Genomic DNA, 19,526 nt, shown 5'->3' on the forward strand with positions numbered 1-19,526 from the left:
CAACCTTTGAGTGAAGGGTTGTTGACAACTTATAAATTGTGCGGTCTTCCGCTCTGATGAGCATTTTCTCGAACGGGTGAATTCGGGGGCCGGTCAGAGTCGTGGTGGATTCATCGTGAAATGGGCGCTGACCTCTGCTCTGACCTGCTGGCGCTGGGGTTCGAGGTCGAGGGGCTCGGGTGTGGATTCGTCATGTGCCATGGCGGCCGATCGGGTCATGCGGGCGGTGCGGTGTGTTCGGGGGTGGAGGCCGGTGACTGCGGAGCCGGTGTCGGCGAGTTGGATCAGTGCGGCCAGGGTGGTGTTCAGGGCTTCGGCGTATTCCCGGGCTCGTTGCAGGGCGTCGTGTACGGCTTGCTCTCGGGCGTGGCGGTGGGCGGGTGAGTGGGGGTGGAGGGTCCACCAGGGGCCGTCGACGGTGGTGAGGTCGAGGTCGGCGAGGCGGGTGGTGAGTTCGCCGAGGGCGGTGAAGTCGGTGAGGTCGGCGGTGAGGCGGAGGGTGCCGTGGTAGGTGCGGACGTGTTCGCCTCGGCTGCGTTCGCCGAGTTCGGGGGTGATCGACAGGGCGCCGGTGGAGAGGTCGGCGACTGCTTGGCCGTAGGACTTGATGAGGGTGAGGGCGGTGGTGTTGCGGTGGGTGAGGTCGTCGAGGGTGGTGCGGCGGTCGCGGCCGCGGGCGGTGAGGGTGACGGCGAGGCGGGCGATCTCGGGGTCGACTTCGAGTTCGGCCTGGCCGTGGACGGTGAGGAGGGGGGCGTGGGGGGTGCCGTACGGGGGTTCGTGGGGGGTGGCCATACGTCCTACCTTGTCACGGCTTTCCCTGTTCCCTGGGCGGAGTTGACCGTGCTGGTCACCAGATCGCAACCTCCTGGACCTGTTGCGGTCGGTCGTGGCCGGGTCAGAATCTACGCGCGTCATTGGCCTTCCCCCGAGGAGTAAGAGACATGCCGTTGAACCGCCGGAAGTTCCTGAAGAAGTCCGCTGTGACCGGGGCGGGGGTGGCGATCGCGGGTGCGGTGGCGGCTCCGTCGGCTCAGGCGGCGGCCGGGGGGAAGCCGGTGAAGCCGGTGCGGGAGCCGAAGCGGTACGCGCTGACGGTGATGGGGACGACGGACCTGCATGGTCATGTCTTCAACTGGGACTACTTCAAGGACGCGGAGTACAAGGACGCGGCGGGCAATGCGCAGGGGCTGGCGCGTATCTCGACGCTGGTGAACCGGATCCGGGAGGAGAAGGGGCGCGAGAACACGCTCCTGGTGGATGCGGGTGACACGATCCAGGGGACTCCGCTGACGTATTACTACGCGAAGGTGGATCCGATCACCGCCAAGGGTGGTCCGGTGCATCCGATGGCGCAGGCGATGAACGCGATCGGGTACGACGCGGCGGCGCTGGGCAATCACGAGTTCAACTACGGGATCGAGACGCTGCGGAAGTTCGAGTCGCAGTTGCGGTTCCCGTTGCTCGGGGCGAATGCGGTGGACGCGAAGACGTTGCGGCCGGCGTTCGTGCCGTATGTGATGAAGACGTTCTGTGTGAAGGGTGCGCCGCCGGTGAAGGTGGCGGTGCTCGGTCTGACGAATCCGGGTATCGCCATCTGGGACAAGGCGTATGTGCAGGGGAAGCTGGCGTTCCCGGGTCTGGAGGAGCAGGCGGCGAAGTGGGTGCCGCGGTTGAAGTCGCTGGGTGCGGATGTGGTGATCGTGTCGGCGCACTCGGGTTCGTCGGGTACGTCGTCGTACGGTGATCAGTTGCCGTATGTGGAGAATTCCGCGGCTCTGGTGGCGCAGCAGGTGCCGGACATCGATGCGATTCTGGTCGGGCATGCGCATGTGGAGATTCCCGAGCTGCGGGTGACGAACGCGAAGACGGGCCGGGCGGTGGTGCTTTCGGAGCCGTTGGCTTTTGCGGAGCGGTTGTCGGTGTTCGATGTGTCGCTGGTGTTCGAGAAGGGGAGGTGGGTCGTCGAGTCGGTTTCGTCGAAGGTGTTGAACTCGAACACGGTGGCGGACGATCCGAAGATCACGAGGTTGTTGAGCGACGAGCACGCGAAGGTCGTGAAGTACGTCAATCAGGTGGTGGGGTCGGCGACGGAGACGTTGACGACGGTGGAGGCGCGGTACAAGGACGCTCCGATCATCGATCTGATCACGAAGGTGCAGGAGGACGTGGTGAAGGCGGCGCTGGCGGGGACGTCGTACGCGTCGCTGCCGGTGATCGCGCAGGCGTCGCCGTTCTCGCGGACGTCGGAGATCCCGGCGGGCAAGGTGACGATCCGGGACCTGTCGAGCCTGTACGTGTACGACAACACGTTGGTGGCGAAGTTGCTGACGGGTGCGCAGGTGCGGGCGTATCTGGAGTATTCGGCGGAGTATTTCGTGCAGACGGCTGCCGGTGTGGTGGTGGACGTGGAGAAGCTGACGAACGCGAACAACCGGCCGGATTACAACTACGACTACGTGTCGGGGTTGTCGTACGACATCGATGTGGCGCAGCCCGCCGGTTCGCGGATCAGGAACCTGACGTTCCAGGGTGCGCCGCTGGCGGACGGGCAGCAGTTCGTGCTGGCGGTGAACAACTACCGGGCCAACGGTGGTGGCGCGTTCCCGCATGTGGCGGCGGCGCAGGAGCTGTGGTCGGAGTCGACGGAGATCCGTACGCGGATCTCGGAGTGGGTGACGGCGAAGGGTGTGCTGGACCCGAAGGACTTCGCGTCGGTGGACTGGAAGTTGACGCGGGACGGTACGCCGGTGTTCTAGGCGTTCCGGGGCGGTGGGCGGTGGTTGCGCGGTGGCCGGTTCGGCTGTTGCGTGATCACCGCCTTTCGCGTGTGCGGGAGGGGGTCGGCGGTGGGGGCTGGCGGCGGTCGACGAGGGGGGTGAGGGTGGGGGCCTGTCGGGCGGGTGGGATGCGGTGTTGTGGTGGTTGTTCGAGGCCGAAGGTGGTGAAGGCGGTTCGGGTGGGGAGGAGGTAGGGCTCCTTGGCGGTGAGGGTGTTGAGGATGGTGGCGCTGCGCCAGGCGGCGAGGCCGAGGTCGGGGGTGCCGACGCCGTGGGTGTGGCGTTCGGCGTTCTGGACGTAGACGTTGCAGCCGGTGGCGGTGACGGAGGGGTCGAGGACGAGGCGGAAGTGTTCGTCGATGCGGGGGCGTTCGCTGTTGTCGCGGCGGATGTAGGGGTCGAGGCCGGCGAGGATGCGGTCGAGGGGGCGTTCGCGGTGGCCGGTGGCGAGGACGACGGCGTCGGTGGTGAGGCGGGTGCGGGTGTTCTGCTGGAGGTGTTCGAGGTGGAGTTCGATTTTGGTGGTGGCGATGCGTCCTGCGGTGCGGACGCGTACGCCGGGGGTGAGGACGGTGTCGGGCCAGTCGCCGTTCAGGGTGCGGCGGTAGAGCTCGTCGTGGATGGCGGAGAGGGTGCCGGCGTCGATGCCTTTGTGGAGTTGCCATTGGGCGTCGGTGAGGCGGTCTCGGACGTTTTCGGGGAGGGCGTGGAAGTAGCGGGTGTAGTCGGGGGTGAAGTGTTCGAGGCCGAGTTTGGAGTACTCCATGGGGGCGAATGCGTGGGTGCGGCCGATCCAGTGGAGTTGTTCGCGGCCGGTGGGGCGGTGGCGGAGGAGGTCGAGGAAGATCTCGGCGCCGGACTGTCCTGAGCCGACGACGGTGATGTGGCCGGCGGCGAGGAGGGTGTCGCGATGGGTGAGGTAGTCGGTGGCGTGGACGACGGGGACGCCGGGGGCGTCGACGAGGGGGCGCAGGGGGTCGGGGATGTGGGGCTGGGTGCCGATGCCGAGGACGATGTTGCGGGTGTGGGTGCGACCGAGGGCTTCGGCTTCGCCGTCGGTGTCGAGGTGGGTGAAGTCGACTTCGAAGACGTCGTGTTCGGGGTTCCAGCGGACGGCGTCGACCTGGTGGCGGAAGTGGAGTCCGGGGAGGTTGTCGGCGACCCAGCGGCAGTAGGCGTCGTATTCGGCGCGGTGGGTGTGGAAGCGCTCGGCGAAGTAGAAGGGGTAGAGGCGGTGGTGGGTTTTGAGGTAGTTGAGGAAGGTCCAGGGGCTGGTGGGGTCGGCGAGGGTGACGAGGTCGGCGAGGAAGGGGACCTGGATGCGGGCGCCGTCGATGAGGAGGCCGGGGTGCCAGTCGAAGCGGGGGCGTTGTTCGTAGAAGACGGCGTCGAGTTCGGCGAGGGGGTGGGCGAGGGCGGCGAGGGAGAGGTTGCAGGGGCCGATGCCGATGCCGACGAGGTCGCGGGGGGTGTCGGTGTCGTGGGGTGGGGGCGTGCTCATGTGGGGGTGTTTCCTTCCACCAGGTGCAGGAGGGCGGTCAGGTCTGCGGGGCGGGTGTGGGGGTTGAGGAGGGTGGCTTTGAGCCAGAGGCGGCCGTCCAGGCGGGCGCGGCCGAGGACGGCTCGGCCTTCGGTGAGGAGGCGGCGGCGGGTCTCGGCGACGGTGGTGTCGGTGGCGTCGGTGGGGCGGAAGAGGACGGTGCTGATGGTGGGTGGGGCGTGGAGTTGGAGGCGGGGGTGTGCGGTGATGAGGTCGGCGAGGTGTCGGGCGTGGTCGCAGACCTGGTCGACGAGGGCGCCGAGGCCGGTGCGGCCGAGGGTTTTGAGGGTGGCGGCGATCTTGAGGACGTCGGGTCGGCGGGTGGTGCGCAGGGAGCGGCCGAGGAGGTCGGGGAGGCCGGCGTCGGTGTCGTCGGCGGCGTTGAGGTAGTCGGCGTGGTGGTGCAGGGCGGTGAGGTCGTGGGGGTCGTGGACGGCGAGGAGTCCGGCGGCGGCGGGTTGCCAGCCGATTTTGTGCAGGTCGAGGGTGACGGTGTGGGCGGTGTCGAGGCCGGCGAGTTTGGGGCGGTGGCGGTCGCTGAAGAGGAGTCCGCCTCCGTAGGCGGCGTCGATGTGGAGGCGGGCGCCGTGGGTGCGGCACAGGTCGCTGATGGCGGGGAGGGGGTCGATGAGGCCTGCGTCGGTGGTGCCTGCGGTGGCGGCCACGACGACGGGTGGGTGGGGGTGGGGGCGGGTGGTGAGGGCCTGGTGGAGTGCGGTGGGGTCGAGGGTGCCGGTGGGGGTGGGGAGGATGAGGGGTGGGGGGAGGCCGAGGAGCCAGGCGGCGCGGGGCAGGGAGTGGTGGGCGTTCGCTCCGCAGACGAGGTGGAGGGTGGGGCCGTGGGTTTCGCGGGCGAGGAGGAGGGCGAGGTGGTTGGCTTCGGTGCCGCCGGTGGTGACGAGGGCGTCGGCGAGGCCGGCGAGGGCGGCGAGGGCGCGGGTGACGAGGGTTTCGAGGGCGGAGGCGGCGGGGGCCTGGTCCCAGGAGTCGAGGGAGGGGTTGAGGGCGGAGGCGGCGAGGTCGGCTGCGGTGGCGACGGCGAGGGGCGGGCAGTGCAGGTGGGCGGCGCAGTGGGGGTGGGCGGGGTCGGCGGAGCCTTCGGCGAGGGCGTGTACGAGGGTGCGCAGGGCGTGGGGGTCGCCGTGGGTCGGCAGGATGTCGCCCACGGTGTGGGCGAGTCGGGCGGTCACGGCGTCGGGTCCGCCGGCGGGGAGCGGGCCGCCGCGTGAGCGGGCGCCGGCGTCGAGGGCGTCGAGGACGGTCGCGAGCAACGGCCTGAGGGCGTCGGGGCCTTGGGGGCCTGAGGCGAGGGGCGGCGTGCTCATGGGGCTCCTCCGGGCTGGCGCGGGGCAGCGGGATTCCAGCTTGTACGGGGTTGCGTGGGCGCGCGCGAAAGCTCGGAGATCGGTACTCGAAAGGGGGTACTCCCGTAGGGGGAATGCGGGTGGGGGTGTGGGCCCCTGCCGGACGTCTACGGTCGAGCGAGGTGTGGTGCGTGGGAAGGCAGGAGTCTGTGCCGGGGCGGGAGTGGGAGTCGGGGTGGGAGTTGGAGTGGGAGGGTGAGCCGGTGGTGGTGCGTGAGCCGGGTCCCGGGGACGAGGCCGCGCTGCTCGCGCTGTTCGAGGAGTGCGAGGACTGGTTCGTCGCGGCGACGGGGCTGCCGTCGGCGCCGGGTGACGTGCAGAGCCTGTTCTATGCGCTGCCGGAGGGGGCGGCGCCGCAGGACAAGGTGGTGCTGCTGGTGGAGTGGGCGGGTGTGGTGGCGGGCGTGGTGGACGCCGTGCGGGATCATCCGGAGCCGGGTGCGGTGGCGGTGGGCATGTTCCTGCTGGCGCCGGAGGCCCGGCGGCGGGGCCTGGGGCGGGCGGTGGCCGGCGCGTTGCTGGCGCGTGCGGGGGGCGTCACGCGGGTGACGGCGACGGTCCCGCCGGGATGGGCGCCGGGGGAACGCTTCCTGGAGCGGTCGGGCTTCGTCCTGGAGGATCCGGGGCCGACGCCGGCTGCCGGGGTGGGCAACCGGCGTGCGGGACCGCGTGAAGGGGGCGTGCGCCGGGCTGAGCTGCGCCGGGGCCCGCTGTAGGGGTCTGCGCGTCGGCTCGGGCGGGCGGGTCCGCCGTTTTCGTGGGAGCGGGGACGGGTCGGCATCGGCGGGCCGCGGGCCGGTCACCGGCGGCCCGCCGGTCGGTCACCGCTGGGGCAGGCCGGTGGTGCGGACTCGCAGCGCCCTGGTGAGGTCGTCGAGTTGGTCGACGAGTTTGCGGCGCAGGGCGGGGGTGGGTCCGGCGGTCGCGAGGCACTGCTCGCCCAGGCGCAGGATCTCGGGGTCGACGGCGTGGGCGGGGAACGCCCAGCGTCCTACGGCCTCGGCGATGGCGGGGCCGCGGCGGGCGGCGACGGTGACGGCGTCCTCGAAGAAGCGGGGGACGTAGCCGCTGACGAGGTCGGTCTGCTCGGGCTGCCAGAAGCCCTGGGCGGTGGCGTTGAAGAGGTAGTTGGAGAGGCCGTCGGAGGAGAACATGGCCGCCCAGGCCTGTTCCTTGGCGGCCGCGTCGGGGAGGGCGGCGCGGCAGCGGGCGGCGCCTTCCCGGCCGGTGGCTGAGGGGTCGGCGTCGAGTTCGGCGGCGATGGCTTCGGCGTCGGTGGCGCCGAGGACGGCGAGCCGGGCGAGGATGCGCCAGCGCAGGTCGGGGTCGAGTTCGGGGCCGCCGGGGACGATGCCGTCGGCGAGCCAGGCGGCGATGGTGTCGGGGTGGGCGGCGACGGCGATGAAGTGGCGTACGGCGATGAGGCGCAGGCCGGGGTGGTCGCCGTCCTCGGTGCGGCGGATGAGGTCGCGGCACAGGGTGGTGAGGGTGGCGAGGGCGGCGGGGCGCTCTTCGGGGGTGACGTAGCGGTCGGCGATCTGGCCGGCGGCGAAGGCGAGGACGCCTTGGGTGAGGGCGAGGTCTGTTTCCTGCGGGAGGTGGGCGCGGGCTGCTTCGAGGTAGGCGGCGGGGGCGAGTTCTCCGTCGCGGACGGCGTCGCGCAGGGCGTTCCAGACGACGGCGCGGGTGAGCGGGTCGGGCAGGCCGGAGAGGTTGCTGCGGACGGTGGTGAAGGACTCGGGATCGAAGCGGATCTTGGTGTAGGTGAGGTCGCCGTCGTTGAGCAGGAGGAGGGCGGGGAGCTTGCCGATGGGCTGGGGGGCGCTCTGCGGGATGTCGACTTCGAGGCGTCGGCGCAGGGTGAGGTGGCGGCCCTCGTCGGCGAGGTCGAGGTCGTAGAGGCCGACGGCGACGCGGTGGGGGCGGCTGCCGTGGTGGGCGACGGTCAGGGTGCGGTCGCCGTTGGCGCCGCTGACGGTGGGGGTGAGGGTGTCGACTCCGGTGGTGCGCAGCCAGGCGTCGGCCCAGGCGTGGACGTCGCGGTCGGTGTGGGCGGCGAGGGAGTCGATGAAGTCGGCGAGGGTGGCGTTGGCGAACCTGTGGCGGGCGAAGTGGGTGTTGATGCCGGCGAGGAAGTTCTTCTCGCCGAGCCAGGTGACGAGTTGGCGCAGGGCGGAGGCGCCCTTGGCGTAGGAGATGCCGTCGAAGTTGAGCAGGGCGGAGGCGGTGTCGTCGACGTTCTCGGGGGCGACGGGGTGGGTGGAGGGGCGTTGGTCGGCGTCGTAGCCCCAGGATTTGCGGACGACGCCGAAGTCGGTCCAGGTGTCGGTGAAGCGGGTGGCTTCGGTGAGGGTCTGGTAGCCCATGTACTCGGCGAACGACTCGTTGAGCCAGATGTCGTCCCACCACTGGAGGGTGACGAGGTCGCCGAACCACATGTGGGCCATCTCGTGGGCGATGACCATGGCGCGGGTCTGGCGTTCGGTGTCGGTGACGGCGGAGCGGTAGACGAAGTCGTCGCGGAAGGTGACGAGGCCGGGGTTCTCCATGGCGCCGGCGTTGAACTCGGGGACGAACGCCTGGTCGTAGGAGTCGAAGGGGTAGGGCTCTTCGAACTTCTCGTGGTAGCGGTCGTAGCAGGCGCGGGTGATGTCGAGGAGTTCGTCGGCGTCCGCGTCGAGGTAGGGGGCCAGGGAGCGGCGGCAGTGCAGGCCGAAGGGCAGTCCGGCGTGTTCGGTGCGCACGGTGTGCCAGGGGCCGGCGGCGACGGCGACGAGGTAGGTGGAGACGAGGGGGGTGGGGGCGGCCTGCCAGCGGCCTTCGCCGAGGTGTTCGGCGATGCCGTTGGTGAGGACGGTCCAATTGTCGGGGGCTTTCACCGACACGTCGAAGACGGCCTTGAGGTCGGGCTGGTCGAAGGCGGCGAAGACGCGTTGCACGTCGTTCATGAACAGCTGGGTGTAGACGTAGGTCTCGCCGTCGGTGGGGTCGGTGAAGCGGTGCATGCCCTCGCCGGTGCGGGAGTAGCGCATGGCGGCGCGGACGCGCAGTTCGTGGTCGCCGGCGGTGAGGCCGTCGAGGACGAGCCGGCCGCCGTCGAGCGTCCCGGGGTCGAGGGGCTCGCCGTCGAGGGTGACGGAGTGCAGTGTGTCGGGCCTGACCTCGACGAAGGTGCCCCCGTTGGCGCGCGCGGCGAACCGGATGACGGTGACGGATTCGAAGGTCTCGTCGCCGGTCGTCAGGTCGAGCTCGATGGTGTAGCGGTGGACGTCGAGGAGCTTGGCACGGCTTAGCGCTTCGTCGCGCGTCAGTACGGACATGCACGACATGCTGCCTGATACCGCAGGCCGGGCACAGGGGCGGATCGGTACGCGCGCTATGTCGCTTCTCGCGCCGGAGCGCCGCAGGGCCGGAGCGCCGGGGCGGCCGGCCGGTCAGCCGCCGGTGGGGGCCGCGGTGTCCTCGGCGATGCGCTCGTGGTGGCGGATGACCTCGGCGATGATGAAGGTGAGGAACTTCTCGGCGAACGCGGGGTCGAGTTTGGCGTTCTCGGCGAGGGTGCGCAGCCGCTCGATCTGGCGGGCCTCGCGGGCGGGGTCGGCGGGGGGCAGCTGGTGGCGGGCCTTGAGGTGGCCGACCTGCTGGGTGGCCTTGAAGCGTTCGGCGAGCATGTGGACGACGGCCGCGTCGATGTTGTCGATGCTGTCGCGCAGCCGGGCGAGCTCTTCGCGGACGGCGGGGTCGACGGCGGGGGCGCCGGGTCCGCAGGCGTCGCCGGTGGGGGTGTTGCTGGTGGTCATGGGCGATCACCCTAGGGCATGTCTTCGCGGGGGGACGCGCTGCCCGTACAGTGGAATCGGGTGCACGCGTCCTGGGGGTGGTGGCGTGGCCGACGGCGGACCGGTCGAGCACGGTTTTCCGCATCTGGAGACGGTGCGGGCGGCTGTCACGGCGTTGTACCGGCGGTTGTCGTACGACACCGTCCAGCAGTTCTCGACGAGTGTGCCGCCTGCCGATGTGGCGTTCTGCGACACGGATGATCTGCATCTGGGGACGCAGCGGGTGGCGCGCGAGCTGGTGCGGCATTTCCGGTTGCCGGACGCGCGGATGATCGTGGCGTTCCGTGAGATGCAGCATGCGGCGAACGTGGAGCTGACGGCGGGCCCGGAGTACTTCGTGGAGCTGAACGACCGTTTCCGGGGGCATCGGCGGGACATCGGTGCGGCGCTGGCGCACGAGATCATGCATGTGTATCTGCATCGGGTGGATCTGTCGTTCCCGGGGACGCGGGACAACGAGATCCTCACGGACACGGCGACGACGTATCTGGGGGCGGGGTGGCTGCTGCTGGACGCGTACCGGGAGGACGGTGCGTCGTCGCAGAAGCTGGGGTATCTCACGCCGGAGGAGTTCGGGTACGTGCTGGCGAAGCGGTCGTCGGCGTTCGGTGAGGATCCGTCGGTGTGGTTCACCAGTGCGCAGGCGTACACGGCGTACGAGCGGGGGTGGGAGCGGGCCCGTCGTGACGAGCGGCAGCCGCCGTTGACGGCGGCGGGCTGGACGGGCCGTCGGCGCTACGCCCGTGACCGTCGTCAGGCGCAGGGCCATGGGCAGGGGCACGGGCCGGCGCAGGGGCGCGGGTCGGCGGGGGACGCGGGCGCGGGGGACGTGCCGTACGCGTTCGCGGCTGATCCGGCCGGGCCGTTGCGGGTGACGTTCCCGTGTCCCACCTGTCACCAGCGGATCCGGGTGCCGGTGCGGGGCCGGGTGCGGGCCCGGTGCGGGCTGTGCCGCACGGTGCTGGAGTGCGACACGTAGACCGTCGTGCGGGCGTGCGGGCGGGCGGGTGGTCATCCGTGGTGCGGGAGCACGGACGTTTCCGGGGCGGTTCAGGCGCCGTAGACCGCTCCGGGGGGCGCCGCGGCCGTCAGCAGTTTCCGTACCGTCTCCCCCGCCTCGGCGGCGCTCCAGCGCGCGCCGCGGTCCGCGGTCGGGCCCGGGCGCCAGCCGTCCATGACGGTGATGCGGCCGCCCTCGGTCTCGAAGACGCGTCCGGTGACGCCGTCGCTCGCCGCCGAGCCGAGCCAGACGACGAGCGGGGAGACGTTCTCGGGCGCCATGGCGTCGAAGCCGGTGGCGGGGGCGGCCATGGTCTCGGCGAAGGTGCGTTGTGTCATGCGGGTGCGGGCGGCCGGGGCGATCGCGTTGACCTGGACGCCGTAACGGGCGAGTTCGGCGGCGGCGACGAGGGTCAGGGCGACGATGCCGGCCTTGGCGGCGCTGTAGTTGCCCTGTCCGACGGAGCCGAGCAGTCCGGCGCCGCTGGAGGTGTTGACGACGCGCGCGTCCGGTGTGCGGCCGGCCTTGGTCTGCGCGCGCCAGTGTGCGGCCGCGTGTTTCAGGGTGAGGAAGTGGCCTTTGAGGTGGACGCGCAGGACGGCGTCCCAGTCGTCCTCGTCGAGGTTGACGAGCATGCGGTCGCGCAGGAATCCGGCGTTGTTGACGAGGGTGTCGAGGCGGCCGTAGGTCTCCAGGGCGGTCGTGACGAGGGAGGAGGCGCCCTCGGAGGTGGCGATGTCCCCGCCGTGGGCGATCGCCTCGCCGCCGGCGGCGCGGATCTCGGCGGCCACAGCGGCGGCCGGGCCGTCGGGGCGGGCGCCGGTGGGGCCGGGAGGGTGGGGGGCGCCGTCCAGGGCGACTCCGAGGTCGTTGACGACGACGCGGGCTCCCTGTGCGGCGAAGGCGAGGGCGTGGGCGCGTCCGAGGCCGCGTCCGGCGCCGGTGACGACGACGACCCGTCCGTCGCAGAGTGCGCTCATCTCAGGTCTCCTTGTTGGCCGTTGCGGCGTCGAGGAAGGCGGGGCGTTCGCCGCCTCCGTGGAGGAGCAGGCTCGCGCCGCTGATGTAGCGGGCGGCGTCGGAGGCGAGGAAGACGGCCGCGGCGCCGACGTCGGAGGGGTCGGCGAGCCGGCCGAGGGGGACGGTGCGGGCGACGGCGCGCAGGCCGTCGTCGCCGCCGTAGTGCAGGTGGCTCCGCTCGGTGCGGACCATTCCGACGACCAGGGTGTTCACCCGCACCCGGGGCGCCCATTCCACGGCCATGGAGCGGGCGAGGCTCTCCAGGCCGGCCTTGGCCGCGCCGTATGCGGCGGTTCCGGGTGAGGGGCGGGCCCCGCTGACGCTGCCGATCATCAGGACGGAGCCCTGGCTGCGGGAGAGGTGGTCGTGGGCGGCCAGGGACACGGTCAGGGGGGCGAGGAGGTTGAGTTCGATGACGCGCGCGTGCCGTCGGGCGTCGGCGTGGGCGAGCGGCCGGTAGGGGGCGCCGCCGGCGTTGTTGACGAGGACGTCCAGTCGGGGCAGTTCGGCGAAGAAGGCGTGGACGGCGTCGGCGTCGCATACGTCGAGTGGGACGAAGCGGGCGTGTTCGAGGGGGGTGTGCGGCGGGCGGCGGGCGCAGACGACGACGTCGGCGCCCGCGTGGGCGAGGGAGCGCGCGATGCCGGCGCCCACGCCGCGGGTGCCGCCGGTGACGACGGCGACCTTCCCGTTCAGCTCCATTCGCTGCTACCTTCCACCTAACAAACGTTTGGTGGAAAGGTAGCTGATGCTTCCATGGGTGTCTCCACCTCGTCCCCGGAAAAGGGGATTTCGCTGGTCGTGGTCGACTTCCCGCCGGTGAACGCGCTGCCGGTGGCCGGCTGGTTCGCCCTGGCGGACGCGGTGCGCGCGGCAGGCCGCGATCCGGCGACGCACTGCGTGGTGCTCGCGGCCGAGGGGCGGGGGTTCAACGCGGGCGTCGACATCAAGGAGATCCAGGCGCGGGGCGGCGAGGCGCTCGTCGGCGCCAACCGGGGCTGCTTCGAGGCCTTCGCGGCGGTGTACGAGTGCGAGGTCCCCGTGGTGGCGGCGGTGCGCGGCTTCTGTCTGGGCGGCGGGATCGGCCTGGTGGGCAACGCGGACGTGATCGTGGCGAGCGAGGACGCCGTGTTCGGGCTGCCCGAGCTGGACCGGGGTGCGCTGGGCGCGGCCACGCATCTGGCCCGGCTGGTGCCCCAGCATCTGCTGCGGGCCCTCTACTACACCGCGCGGACGGTCTCGGCGGCCGAGCTGCACACGCACGGCTCGGTGTGGCGGGTGACTCCCCCGCACGAACTGGAGCGGGCCGCGCTGGAGTTGGCCGCGGAGATCGCCGCGAAGGACGGCGAGCTGCTGCGGCTGGCGAAGGCGGCTCTCAACGGCATCGACCCGGTGGACGTGCGCCGCAGCTACCGCTTCGAGCAGGGCTTCACCTACGAGGCGAGCGTCGGCGGGGTCGCCGACCGGGTGCGCGACAGGTTCGGCTCGGCAGCCGACGAGAGGGGCTCGGGTGAGTGACAAGACGATGAGCGCCGACGAGGCCGTCTCCCGTCTGGAGAGCGGCATGACCGTCGGCATCGGCGGCTGGGGTTCGCGGCGCAAGCCGATGGCCCTGGTGCGGGCGCTGCTGCGCTCGCCGGTCACCGACCTCACGGTGGTCTCGTACGGCGGCCCGGACGTCGGCATGCTCGCGGCGGCCGGACGCATCCGCAGGCTGGTCGCCGCGTTCGCCACCCTCGACTCGATCCCCCTGGAACCGCACTACCGGGCGGCCCGTGAGCGGGGGGCCTTCGAGCTGACGGAGGTCGACGAGGCGATGTTCCTGTGGGGGCTGCGCGCGGCCGCGCACCGGCTGCCGTTCCTGCCGGTGCGCGCGGGCCTCGGCTCGGACGTGATGCGGGTCAACCCCGGGCTGCGGACGGTGACGTCGCCGTACGAGGACGGGGAGACGTTCGTGGCGATGCCGGCCCTGCGGCTGGACGCGGCCCTGGTGCACGTCAACCGGGCCGACCGGCGGGGCAACGGACAGTACCTGGGCCCGGACCCGTACTTCGACGACCTCTTCTGCGAGGCCGCGGACGCGGCGTACGTCAGTTGCGAACGGATCGTCGACACGGCCGAGTTGACGAAGGAGGCGCCGCCGCAGTCGCTGCTGATCAAGCGGCACACGGTGACGGGCGTCGTCGAGGCGCCCCACGGAGCGCACTTCACGTCCTGCGCCCCCGACTACGGCCGGGACGAGGCGTTCCAGAAGCTCTATGCGACCACGCCGTGGCCGGAGTTCGCGGCCCGGTTCCTCGCCGGGGACGAACAGGCGTACCAGGCGGCGGCCGGGGAGGCGACATGAGCGCGGTGACACGGGCGGAGTACTGCGTCGTCGCCTGCGCGGAGGCGTGGCGGGGGGCGGGCGAGATCCTGGCGAGCCCGATGGGCGTGATCCCCTCGGTCGGCGCGCGGCTCGCCCGGCGGACGTTCTCTCCGGAGCTGCTCCTGACCGACGGCGAGGCGCTGCTCGTCGACGCCGACGGCACGGTGGAGGGCTGGCTGCCCTACCGCTCGCATCTGGAGCTGGTCACCGGGGGGCGGCGGCACGTGATGATGGGCGCGAGCCAGATCGACCGGTACGGCAACCAGAACATCTCCTGCATCGGCGACTGGGCGAAACCGGTGCGCCAGCTGCTCGGCGTGCGGGGCGCTCCGGTCAACACCCTGAACAATCCGACCAGTTACTGGGTGCCCAGGCATTCGCGGCGGGTGTTCGTGGAAAAGGTCGACATGGTGTGCGGGGTGGGCCACGACCGTGCAGGCGGCGCGCGCCACCACCGCATCCCGCGGGTCGTCTCCGACCTCGGCGTCTTCGACTTCGCGACCCCCGACCGCTCGATGCGGCTGGCGTCGCTGCATCCGGGGGTGGGCGTAGAGCAGGTTCGCGAGGCGACGGCCTTCGAGCTCGTGGTCCCGCCCGAGGTGCCGTACACGCGTGAGCCGACCGCTGCGGAACTGCGGTTGATCCGTGAGGTGATCGATCCGGACGGGGCTCGCGCGCGGGAGGTCGCCGGCTGATGGAGACGGCACTGACCCGGCTGGTCGGGGTGCGCCACCCGATCGTGCAGACCGGGATGGGATGGGTGGCGGGTCCGCGCCTGGTGTCGGCGGCGGCGAACGCGGGGGCGCTGGGCGTCCTGGCGTCCGCCACGATGACCCTGGACCAGCTGCGGGCGGCGGTGCGGGAGGTGAGGGCGCGCACGGACGCGCCGTTCGGCGTCAATCTGCGGGCCGACGCGGCGGACGCGGGCGAGCGGGTGCGGATCGTCGTCGACGAGGGGGTGCGGGTGGCGTCCTTCGCGCTCGCGCCCTCCCGCGAGCTGATCGCCGAGCTCAAGGCGGCCGGCGTGGTCGTGATCCCCTCCGTCGGGGCCCGCCGGCACGCCGAGAAGGTCGCCGCGTGGGGCGCGGACGCGGTGATCGTGCAGGGCGGCGAGGGCGGGGGCCACACCGGCGAGGTGGCCACGACGGTGCTGTTGCCGCAGGTGGTGGACGCCGTGGACGTCCCGGTCGTGGCGGCGGGCGGGTTCTTCGACGGACGGGGGGTGGTGGCGGCGCTGGCGTACGGGGCGGCGGGCGTGGCCATGGGCACGCGGTTCCTGCTCACCTCGGACTCGCCGGTCCCGGACGCGGTGAAGGCCCGGTATCTGGCGGCGACGGTGCGGGACGTCACCGTCACCCGGGCGGTGGACGGTCTTCCGCACCGCATGCTGCGTTCGGAGCTGGTGGGCGCCCTGGAGGACGCGGGGCGGGCCAGGGCGCTGCTGCGGGCGGTGCGGCACGCGGCCGCCTTCCGCCGGCTGTCGGGTCTGACCTGGCGGCAGATGGCCCGCGACGGGCTGGCCCTGCGCCACGGCAAGGACCTCTCCTGGAGTCAGGTGCTGATGGCCGCGAACACGCCGATGCTGCTGCGGTCCGCGATGGTGGAGGGGCGCACGGATGCCGGGGTGATGGCCTCCGGGCAGGTCGCCGGGGTGATCGACGACCTGCCGTCGTGCGCGGAGCTGGTGGAGCGTCTGATGGGTGAGGCGGACGGGGTGCTGGCGGTCCTGGAGGGCTTCAGAGCCGTTCGATGATCGTCACGTTGGCCTGGCCGCCGCCCTCGCACATCGTCTGCAGGCCGTAGCGGCCGCCGGTGCGTTCCAGTTCGTGCAGGAGGGTCGTCATCAGCTTCGCGCCGGTCGCGCCGAGGGGGTGGCCCAGGGCGATCGCGCCGCCGTTGACGTTGACCCTGTCCGGGTCCGCGCCGGTCTCCTTCAGCCAGGCCAGGACGACGGGCGCGAAGGCCTCGTTGATCTCGACGAGGTCGATGTCGTCGATCGTGAGGCCGGTCTTCTTCAGGGCGTGGGCGGTGGCCGGGATCGGCGCGGTGAGCATGCGGATGGGGTCCTCGCCGCGTACGGAGAGGTGGTGCACGCGGGCCCGGGGCCGCAGCCCGTGTACGCGGACGGCGTCCTCGGAGGCCAGCAGCAGGGCGGCCGCGCCGTCGGAGACCTGCGAGGAGCAGGCCGCGGTGACGGTACCGCCGTCGATGACGGGCTTGAGCGCGGCCATCTTCTCCAGGGAGGTGTCGCGGCGTGGGCCCTCGTCGGCGGCGACCTCCCCGAGGGCGACGCTCTCGCGCGCGAAGCGGCCCTCATCGAGGGCGCGGACGGCCCGCCGGTGCGAGCGCAGGGCGAACTCCTCCTGGTCCCGGCGGGTGATGCCCCACTTGGCGGCGATCATCTCCGCGCCGGCGAACTGGTTGACGGGCCGGTTCCCGTAGCGGGCGCGCCAGCCCTCGCTGCCCGCGAAGGGGCCCTGGGTGAAGCCGAGCGGCTCGGCGGCCTGCCGGGTGGCGAACGCGATCGGGATCTGCGACATGTTCTGCACGCCGCCCGCGACGACCAGGTCCTGCGTCCCCGACAGCACGCCCTGCGCGGCGAAGTGCACGGCCTGTTGCGAGGAGCCGCACTGGCGGTCCACGGTCACGCCCGGCACCTCCTCGGGCAGTCCCGCGGCCAGCCAGCAGGTCCGCGCGATGTCCCCGGCCTGCGGCCCGACGGTGTCCAGACAGCCGAAGACGACGTCCTCGACGGCCGCCGGGTCGACGCCCGCCCGTGAGACGAGTTCCTTGAGCACGTGCGCCCCGAGATCGGCCGGGTGCACCCCGGACAGACCTCCTGCGCGCCGCCCCACGGGCGTACGGACCGCTTCGACGATGTAGGCCTCGGCCATGGCGACTCCCTCAGGGAAAGGGGCACTTGCTCGGACTGTTCACGGTCGGCTGTTCAGGTGCTGTTGTTCAGGTGCTGCTGTTCTTGTGCTGCCGGCGCAGGGCGATTCCGTCCAGCACCATCGACAGGTACTGCCGGGCGATCTCCTCCGGGCTGTGCTGTCCGCCCGGCCGGTACCAGGACGCGGCGACCCAGACGGTGTCGCGGACGAAGCGGTAGGTGAGCCGGACGTCGAGGTCGGCGCGGAAGGCCCCTTCCGCCACGCCGCGTTCCAGCGTGGACAGCCACGCCTTCTCGAACCTGCGCTGCGAGTCGGCGAGGAACGCGAACCGTTCCTGCGCGACGAGCTGGCGGCTCTCCTTCTGGTAGATGGCGACGGCGGCGCGGTGCCGGTCGATTTCCCGGAACGACTCGGTGACCAGCGCTTCGAGCGTCTCGCGAGGGCCGTCGCCGGCGGCCAGGACGGTGTCGTAGCCGTCCCACAGCTCGTCGAGGAAGGTGCGCAGGATCTCCTCGAGCATCGATTCCTTGGAGTCGAAGTGGTAGTAGAGGCTGCCCGCGAGCATGCCCGCGTGGTCGGCGATCTTGCGCACGGTGGTGGCGTTGTAACCCTGCTCGGCGAAGACCTCGGCGGCCGTGTTGAGCAGTTCGCCGCGGCGCGCGGGCGCGGCGGTCACCTGGGGCTTCTTCTTGGTCGGCACGGGTCCATTGTGGGCTGCTCCGGTCGTCAGGCGTGCTGGCTGCTGACGGCGACGACCTCACCCGTCATGTAGGAGGAGTAGCCCGACGCCAGGAAGACGATCACGTTGGCCACCTCCCAGGGCTGGGCGTACCGCCCGAAGGCCTCGCGTTCGGTGAGCTCGGCCAGCAGTTCGGGCGTGGTGACCTTCACCAGGTGCGGGTGCATGGCCAGGCTCGGCGAGACGGCGTTGACCCGCACCCCGTAGGCGGCCGCCTCGACGGCCGCGCAGCGGGTCAGCGCCATCACGCCGGCCTTCGCGGCGGCGTAGTGCGCCTGTCCGGCCTGGGCGCGCCAGCCGACGACCGAGGCGTTGTTGACGATGACGCCGCCGCCGCTCGTCCGCATCCGCCGCAGGGCGGCCCGGGTGCACCGGAAGGTGCCGTTCAGCGTGACGTCCAGGACCTGCGTCCACTGTTCGTCGCTCATCTCGGCGAGCGGTGAGGTGCCGCCCAGTCCCGCGTTGTTGACGACGACGTCCAGCCGTCCGTGCGCCGCGACGGCGGCGTCGAACAGGGCGCGCACCTGGTGCTCGTCGGTGACGTCGCAGGGCTGTGCCGCCACCGCCGCCGGGCCGAACTCCTCGGCGAGTTCGGCCTCGTAGGCCTTGAGGCGGCGTGGGTGGGCGTCGCTGATGAGGACGCGCGCGCCCTCTTCGAGGAAGCGGCGCGCGGTTGCTCCGCCGATGCCCGCGCCGGCCGCCGCGGTGATCACCGCGGTGCGCCCGTCGAGCAGCGCGTGCCCGGGAACGTACGGCGGACCCTCGACGTTCGTCATGACAGCACGCTAACCTACCAAACACTTGTTAGGGAAGAACGTCCGGGAAAGAGGGTGGCCGTGGACCTCGCACACTCCCCCGCCGACGAGGCGTTCCGCGCCGAGGCCCGGGCCTGGCTGCGGGCCCATGTGCCGGCGGAGCCGCTGCCCTCCCTGGAGACCGCCGAGGGCTTCGCCGCGCATCGCGCGTGGGAGGCGGAGCTGGCGGCGGGCGGCTGGTCGGCGGTGAACTGGCCGACGCGTTACGGCGGCCGGGACTGCGGGCTGACGCGCTGGCTGCTGTTCGAGGAGGAGTACTACGCGGCCGGCGCCCCGGGCCGGGTGAGCCAGAACGGTGTGAGCCTGCTCGCCCCCACCCTGTTCGACCACGGCACCGAGGAGCAGCGATCCCGTGTGCTGCCCGCGATGGCCGCCGGCGAGGTCGTGTGGGCGCAGGCCTGGTCGGAGCCGGAGGCCGGCTCCGACCTGGCGGCGCTGCGCTCCAGGGCGGTCCGCGCGGACGGCGGCTGGCGGCTGAGCGGCCAGAAGGCGTGGTCCTCGCGCGCGGCCTTCGCCGATCGCGCTTTCGGCCTGTTCCGCACCGATCCCGACGCCGGCGCGCCGCACCGGGGCCTCGGCTACTTCATGTTCGACCTGCGGGCCCCCGGCGTCACCGTCCGGCCCGTCGGCCGGCTGGACGGGAAGCCGGCCTTCGCGGAGTTGTTCCTGGACGAGGTGTTCGTGCCCGACGAGGACGTGATCGGCTCGCCCGGCGAGGGCTGGCGGATCGCGATGTCGACGGCGGCCAACGAGCGCGGGCTCACCCTGCGCTCCCCGGGCCGCTTCCTCGCCTCGGCCGAGCGCCTGCACGCCCTGTGGCAGGACCGGGGCAGTCCGCCCGGCGCCGCGAACCGGGTCGCCGACGCCCTGATCGGCGCTCGCGCGTACCAGTTGTTCACCTGCGCGGCCGCCTCCCGCTTCCTGGCCGGCGAGCGGCTCGGCCCGGAGTCGAGCCTGAACAAGGTCTTCTGGTCCGAGTACGACATAGCGCTGCACGAGACGGCGCTGGATCTGCTGGGCGAGGAAGGGGAGCGGGGCGACACGGACTGGGCCGAGCGGTACGTCTTCTCCCTCGCCGGGCCGATCTACGCGGGCGCCAACGAGATCCAGCGCGACATCGTCGCCGAGCGGCTGCTCGGCCTGCCGAAGGGACGCCGTACATGACCT

The 19,526-nt window shown here is 71.9% G+C and carries 18 protein-coding genes; 8 read left to right on the forward strand and 10 right to left on the reverse strand.

Features of this window, described 5'->3' with window-relative positions:
• Positions 1-93 precede the first annotated feature (93 nt).
• The gene (locus tag BG482_RS18665) at positions 94-795 is read right to left on the reverse strand and encodes an SIMPL domain-containing protein (RefSeq protein ID WP_069770193.1); all 702 of its coding nucleotides are present in this window, start codon (positions 793-795) and stop codon (positions 94-96) included.
• A 149-nt stretch (positions 796-944) separates the two neighbouring features.
• Between BG482_RS18665 and BG482_RS18670 the strand changes: the two genes are divergently transcribed.
• On the forward strand, positions 945-2,759 hold the full coding sequence (locus BG482_RS18670; protein ID WP_069770194.1) for a bifunctional UDP-sugar hydrolase/5'-nucleotidase: 1,815 nt from the start codon (positions 945-947) through the stop codon (positions 2,757-2,759).
• A gap of 55 nt (positions 2,760-2,814) precedes the next feature.
• On the opposite strand, the gene BG482_RS18675 is transcribed toward BG482_RS18670, so the two are convergent.
• Positions 2,815-4,281, reverse strand: coding sequence for a lysine N(6)-hydroxylase/L-ornithine N(5)-oxygenase family protein (locus BG482_RS18675; RefSeq protein ID WP_069770195.1), 1,467 nt, complete (start codon positions 4,279-4,281; stop codon positions 2,815-2,817).
• Positions 4,278-5,645, reverse strand: coding sequence for an aminotransferase class V-fold PLP-dependent enzyme (locus tag BG482_RS18680; protein WP_069770196.1), 1,368 nt, complete (start codon positions 5,643-5,645; stop codon positions 4,278-4,280). The genes BG482_RS18675 and BG482_RS18680 overlap by 4 nt, the downstream gene beginning before the upstream one ends.
• 170 nt (positions 5,646-5,815) lie before the next feature.
• Here BG482_RS18680 and BG482_RS18685 point away from each other — a divergent pair, with 170 nt between their 5' ends.
• On the forward strand, positions 5,816-6,400 hold the full coding sequence (locus BG482_RS18685) for a GNAT family N-acetyltransferase (RefSeq protein WP_176741416.1): 585 nt from the start codon (positions 5,816-5,818) through the stop codon (positions 6,398-6,400).
• Positions 6,401-6,505: 105 nt separating this feature from the next.
• Here the strand turns inward: BG482_RS18685 and pepN are convergent, their stop codons facing one another.
• Together pepN and BG482_RS18695 are read right to left on the reverse strand one after the other, a co-directional pair.
• Positions 6,506-9,004: an aminopeptidase N gene (pepN, locus tag BG482_RS18690; protein WP_069770197.1), complete on the reverse strand. Its 2,499-nt coding sequence runs from the start codon at positions 9,002-9,004 to the stop codon at positions 6,506-6,508.
• Between the two features lie 114 nt (positions 9,005-9,118).
• Entirely contained in the window at positions 9,119-9,484 is a 366-nt protein-coding gene (locus BG482_RS18695; protein ID WP_069770198.1) for a chorismate mutase, read from the reverse strand.
• Positions 9,485-9,569: 85 nt separating this feature from the next.
• Here BG482_RS18695 and BG482_RS18700 point away from each other — a divergent pair, with 85 nt between their 5' ends.
• Positions 9,570-10,502 carry a hypothetical protein gene (locus BG482_RS18700; protein ID WP_069770199.1) on the forward strand — a complete coding sequence of 311 codons (933 nt, stop codon included), beginning with the start codon at positions 9,570-9,572 and terminating at the stop codon, positions 10,500-10,502.
• 71 nt (positions 10,503-10,573) lie between these two features.
• On the opposite strand, the gene BG482_RS18705 is transcribed toward BG482_RS18700, so the two are convergent.
• Complete coding sequence (locus tag BG482_RS18705) at positions 10,574-11,503, reverse strand: SDR family oxidoreductase (RefSeq protein ID WP_069770200.1); 930 nt, start codon at positions 11,501-11,503, stop codon at positions 10,574-10,576.
• Between the two features lies 1 nt (position 11,504).
• On the reverse strand, positions 11,505-12,245 hold the full coding sequence (locus BG482_RS18710) for an SDR family oxidoreductase (protein ID WP_069770201.1): 741 nt from the start codon (positions 12,243-12,245) through the stop codon (positions 11,505-11,507).
• Between the two features lie 54 nt (positions 12,246-12,299).
• Here BG482_RS18710 and BG482_RS18715 point away from each other — a divergent pair, with 54 nt between their 5' ends.
• From BG482_RS18715 to BG482_RS18730, 4 genes are read left to right on the forward strand one after another with little or no spacing between them, the layout of a single operon-like run.
• Entirely contained in the window at positions 12,300-13,061 is a 762-nt protein-coding gene (locus tag BG482_RS18715) for an enoyl-CoA hydratase family protein (RefSeq protein WP_069770202.1), read from the forward strand.
• The gene (locus BG482_RS18720; protein WP_069770203.1) at positions 13,054-13,890 is read left to right on the forward strand and encodes a CoA transferase subunit A; all 837 of its coding nucleotides are present in this window, start codon (positions 13,054-13,056) and stop codon (positions 13,888-13,890) included. Before BG482_RS18715 ends, BG482_RS18720 begins: the two co-directional genes overlap by 8 nt.
• Complete coding sequence (locus BG482_RS18725) at positions 13,887-14,606, forward strand: CoA-transferase subunit beta (RefSeq protein ID WP_069770204.1); 720 nt, start codon at positions 13,887-13,889, stop codon at positions 14,604-14,606. The genes BG482_RS18720 and BG482_RS18725 overlap by 4 nt, the downstream gene beginning before the upstream one ends.
• Entirely contained in the window at positions 14,606-15,664 is a 1,059-nt protein-coding gene (locus BG482_RS18730; RefSeq protein ID WP_069770205.1) for a nitronate monooxygenase family protein, read from the forward strand. The genes BG482_RS18725 and BG482_RS18730 overlap by 1 nt, the downstream gene beginning before the upstream one ends.
• On the opposite strand, the gene BG482_RS18735 is transcribed toward BG482_RS18730, so the two are convergent.
• From BG482_RS18735 to BG482_RS18745, 3 genes are all read right to left on the reverse strand, one after another.
• Positions 15,648-16,805 carry an acetyl-CoA C-acetyltransferase gene (locus BG482_RS18735; protein ID WP_069770206.1) on the reverse strand — a complete coding sequence of 386 codons (1,158 nt, stop codon included), beginning with the start codon at positions 16,803-16,805 and terminating at the stop codon, positions 15,648-15,650. The genes BG482_RS18730 and BG482_RS18735 overlap by 17 nt on opposite strands.
• A 67-nt stretch (positions 16,806-16,872) precedes the next feature.
• The gene (locus tag BG482_RS18740) at positions 16,873-17,505 is read right to left on the reverse strand and encodes a TetR/AcrR family transcriptional regulator (RefSeq protein ID WP_069770207.1); all 633 of its coding nucleotides are present in this window, start codon (positions 17,503-17,505) and stop codon (positions 16,873-16,875) included.
• Between the two features lie 26 nt (positions 17,506-17,531).
• Positions 17,532-18,320 carry an SDR family oxidoreductase gene (locus tag BG482_RS18745; RefSeq protein ID WP_069770208.1) on the reverse strand — a complete coding sequence of 263 codons (789 nt, stop codon included), beginning with the start codon at positions 18,318-18,320 and terminating at the stop codon, positions 17,532-17,534.
• A gap of 60 nt (positions 18,321-18,380) precedes the next feature.
• On the opposite strand from BG482_RS18745, the gene BG482_RS18750 reads away from it, so the two are divergent.
• Positions 18,381-19,523, forward strand: coding sequence for an acyl-CoA dehydrogenase family protein (locus BG482_RS18750; protein ID WP_069770231.1), 1,143 nt, complete (start codon positions 18,381-18,383; stop codon positions 19,521-19,523).
• Positions 19,524-19,526: the final 3 nt, after the last annotated feature.

It is taken from the genome of Streptomyces sp. LUP30 (genome assembly GCF_001746365.1).
Taxonomy (GTDB): domain Bacteria; phylum Actinomycetota; class Actinomycetes; order Streptomycetales; family Streptomycetaceae; genus Streptomyces.

Excerpts from the sequence above, each read along its gene's own strand:
- BG482_RS18665 (WP_069770193.1), bottom strand. The coding sequence starts at position 795 with ATGGCCACCCCCCACGAACCCCCGTACGGCACCCCCCACGCCCCCCTC.
- BG482_RS18670 (WP_069770194.1), top strand. The coding sequence starts at position 945 with ATGCCGTTGAACCGCCGGAAGTTCCTGAAGAAGTCCGCTGTGACCGGG.
- BG482_RS18675 (WP_069770195.1), bottom strand. The coding sequence starts at position 4,281 with ATGAGCACGCCCCCACCCCACGACACCGACACCCCCCGCGACCTCGTC.
- BG482_RS18680 (WP_069770196.1), bottom strand. The coding sequence starts at position 5,645 with ATGAGCACGCCGCCCCTCGCCTCAGGCCCCCAAGGCCCCGACGCCCTC.
- pepN (WP_069770197.1), bottom strand. The coding sequence starts at position 9,004 with ATGTCCGTACTGACGCGCGACGAAGCGCTAAGCCGTGCCAAGCTCCTC.
- BG482_RS18695 (WP_069770198.1), bottom strand. The coding sequence starts at position 9,484 with ATGACCACCAGCAACACCCCCACCGGCGACGCCTGCGGACCCGGCGCC.
- BG482_RS18705 (WP_069770200.1), bottom strand. The coding sequence starts at position 11,503 with ATGAGCGCACTCTGCGACGGACGGGTCGTCGTCGTCACCGGCGCCGGA.
- BG482_RS18710 (WP_069770201.1), bottom strand. The coding sequence starts at position 12,245 with ATGGAGCTGAACGGGAAGGTCGCCGTCGTCACCGGCGGCACCCGCGGC.
- BG482_RS18715 (WP_069770202.1), top strand. The coding sequence starts at position 12,300 with ATGGGTGTCTCCACCTCGTCCCCGGAAAAGGGGATTTCGCTGGTCGTG.
- BG482_RS18725 (WP_069770204.1), top strand. The coding sequence starts at position 13,887 with ATGAGCGCGGTGACACGGGCGGAGTACTGCGTCGTCGCCTGCGCGGAG.
- BG482_RS18730 (WP_069770205.1), top strand. The coding sequence starts at position 14,606 with ATGGAGACGGCACTGACCCGGCTGGTCGGGGTGCGCCACCCGATCGTG.
- BG482_RS18735 (WP_069770206.1), bottom strand. The coding sequence starts at position 16,805 with ATGGCCGAGGCCTACATCGTCGAAGCGGTCCGTACGCCCGTGGGGCGG.
- BG482_RS18745 (WP_069770208.1), bottom strand. The coding sequence starts at position 18,320 with ATGACGAACGTCGAGGGTCCGCCGTACGTTCCCGGGCACGCGCTGCTC.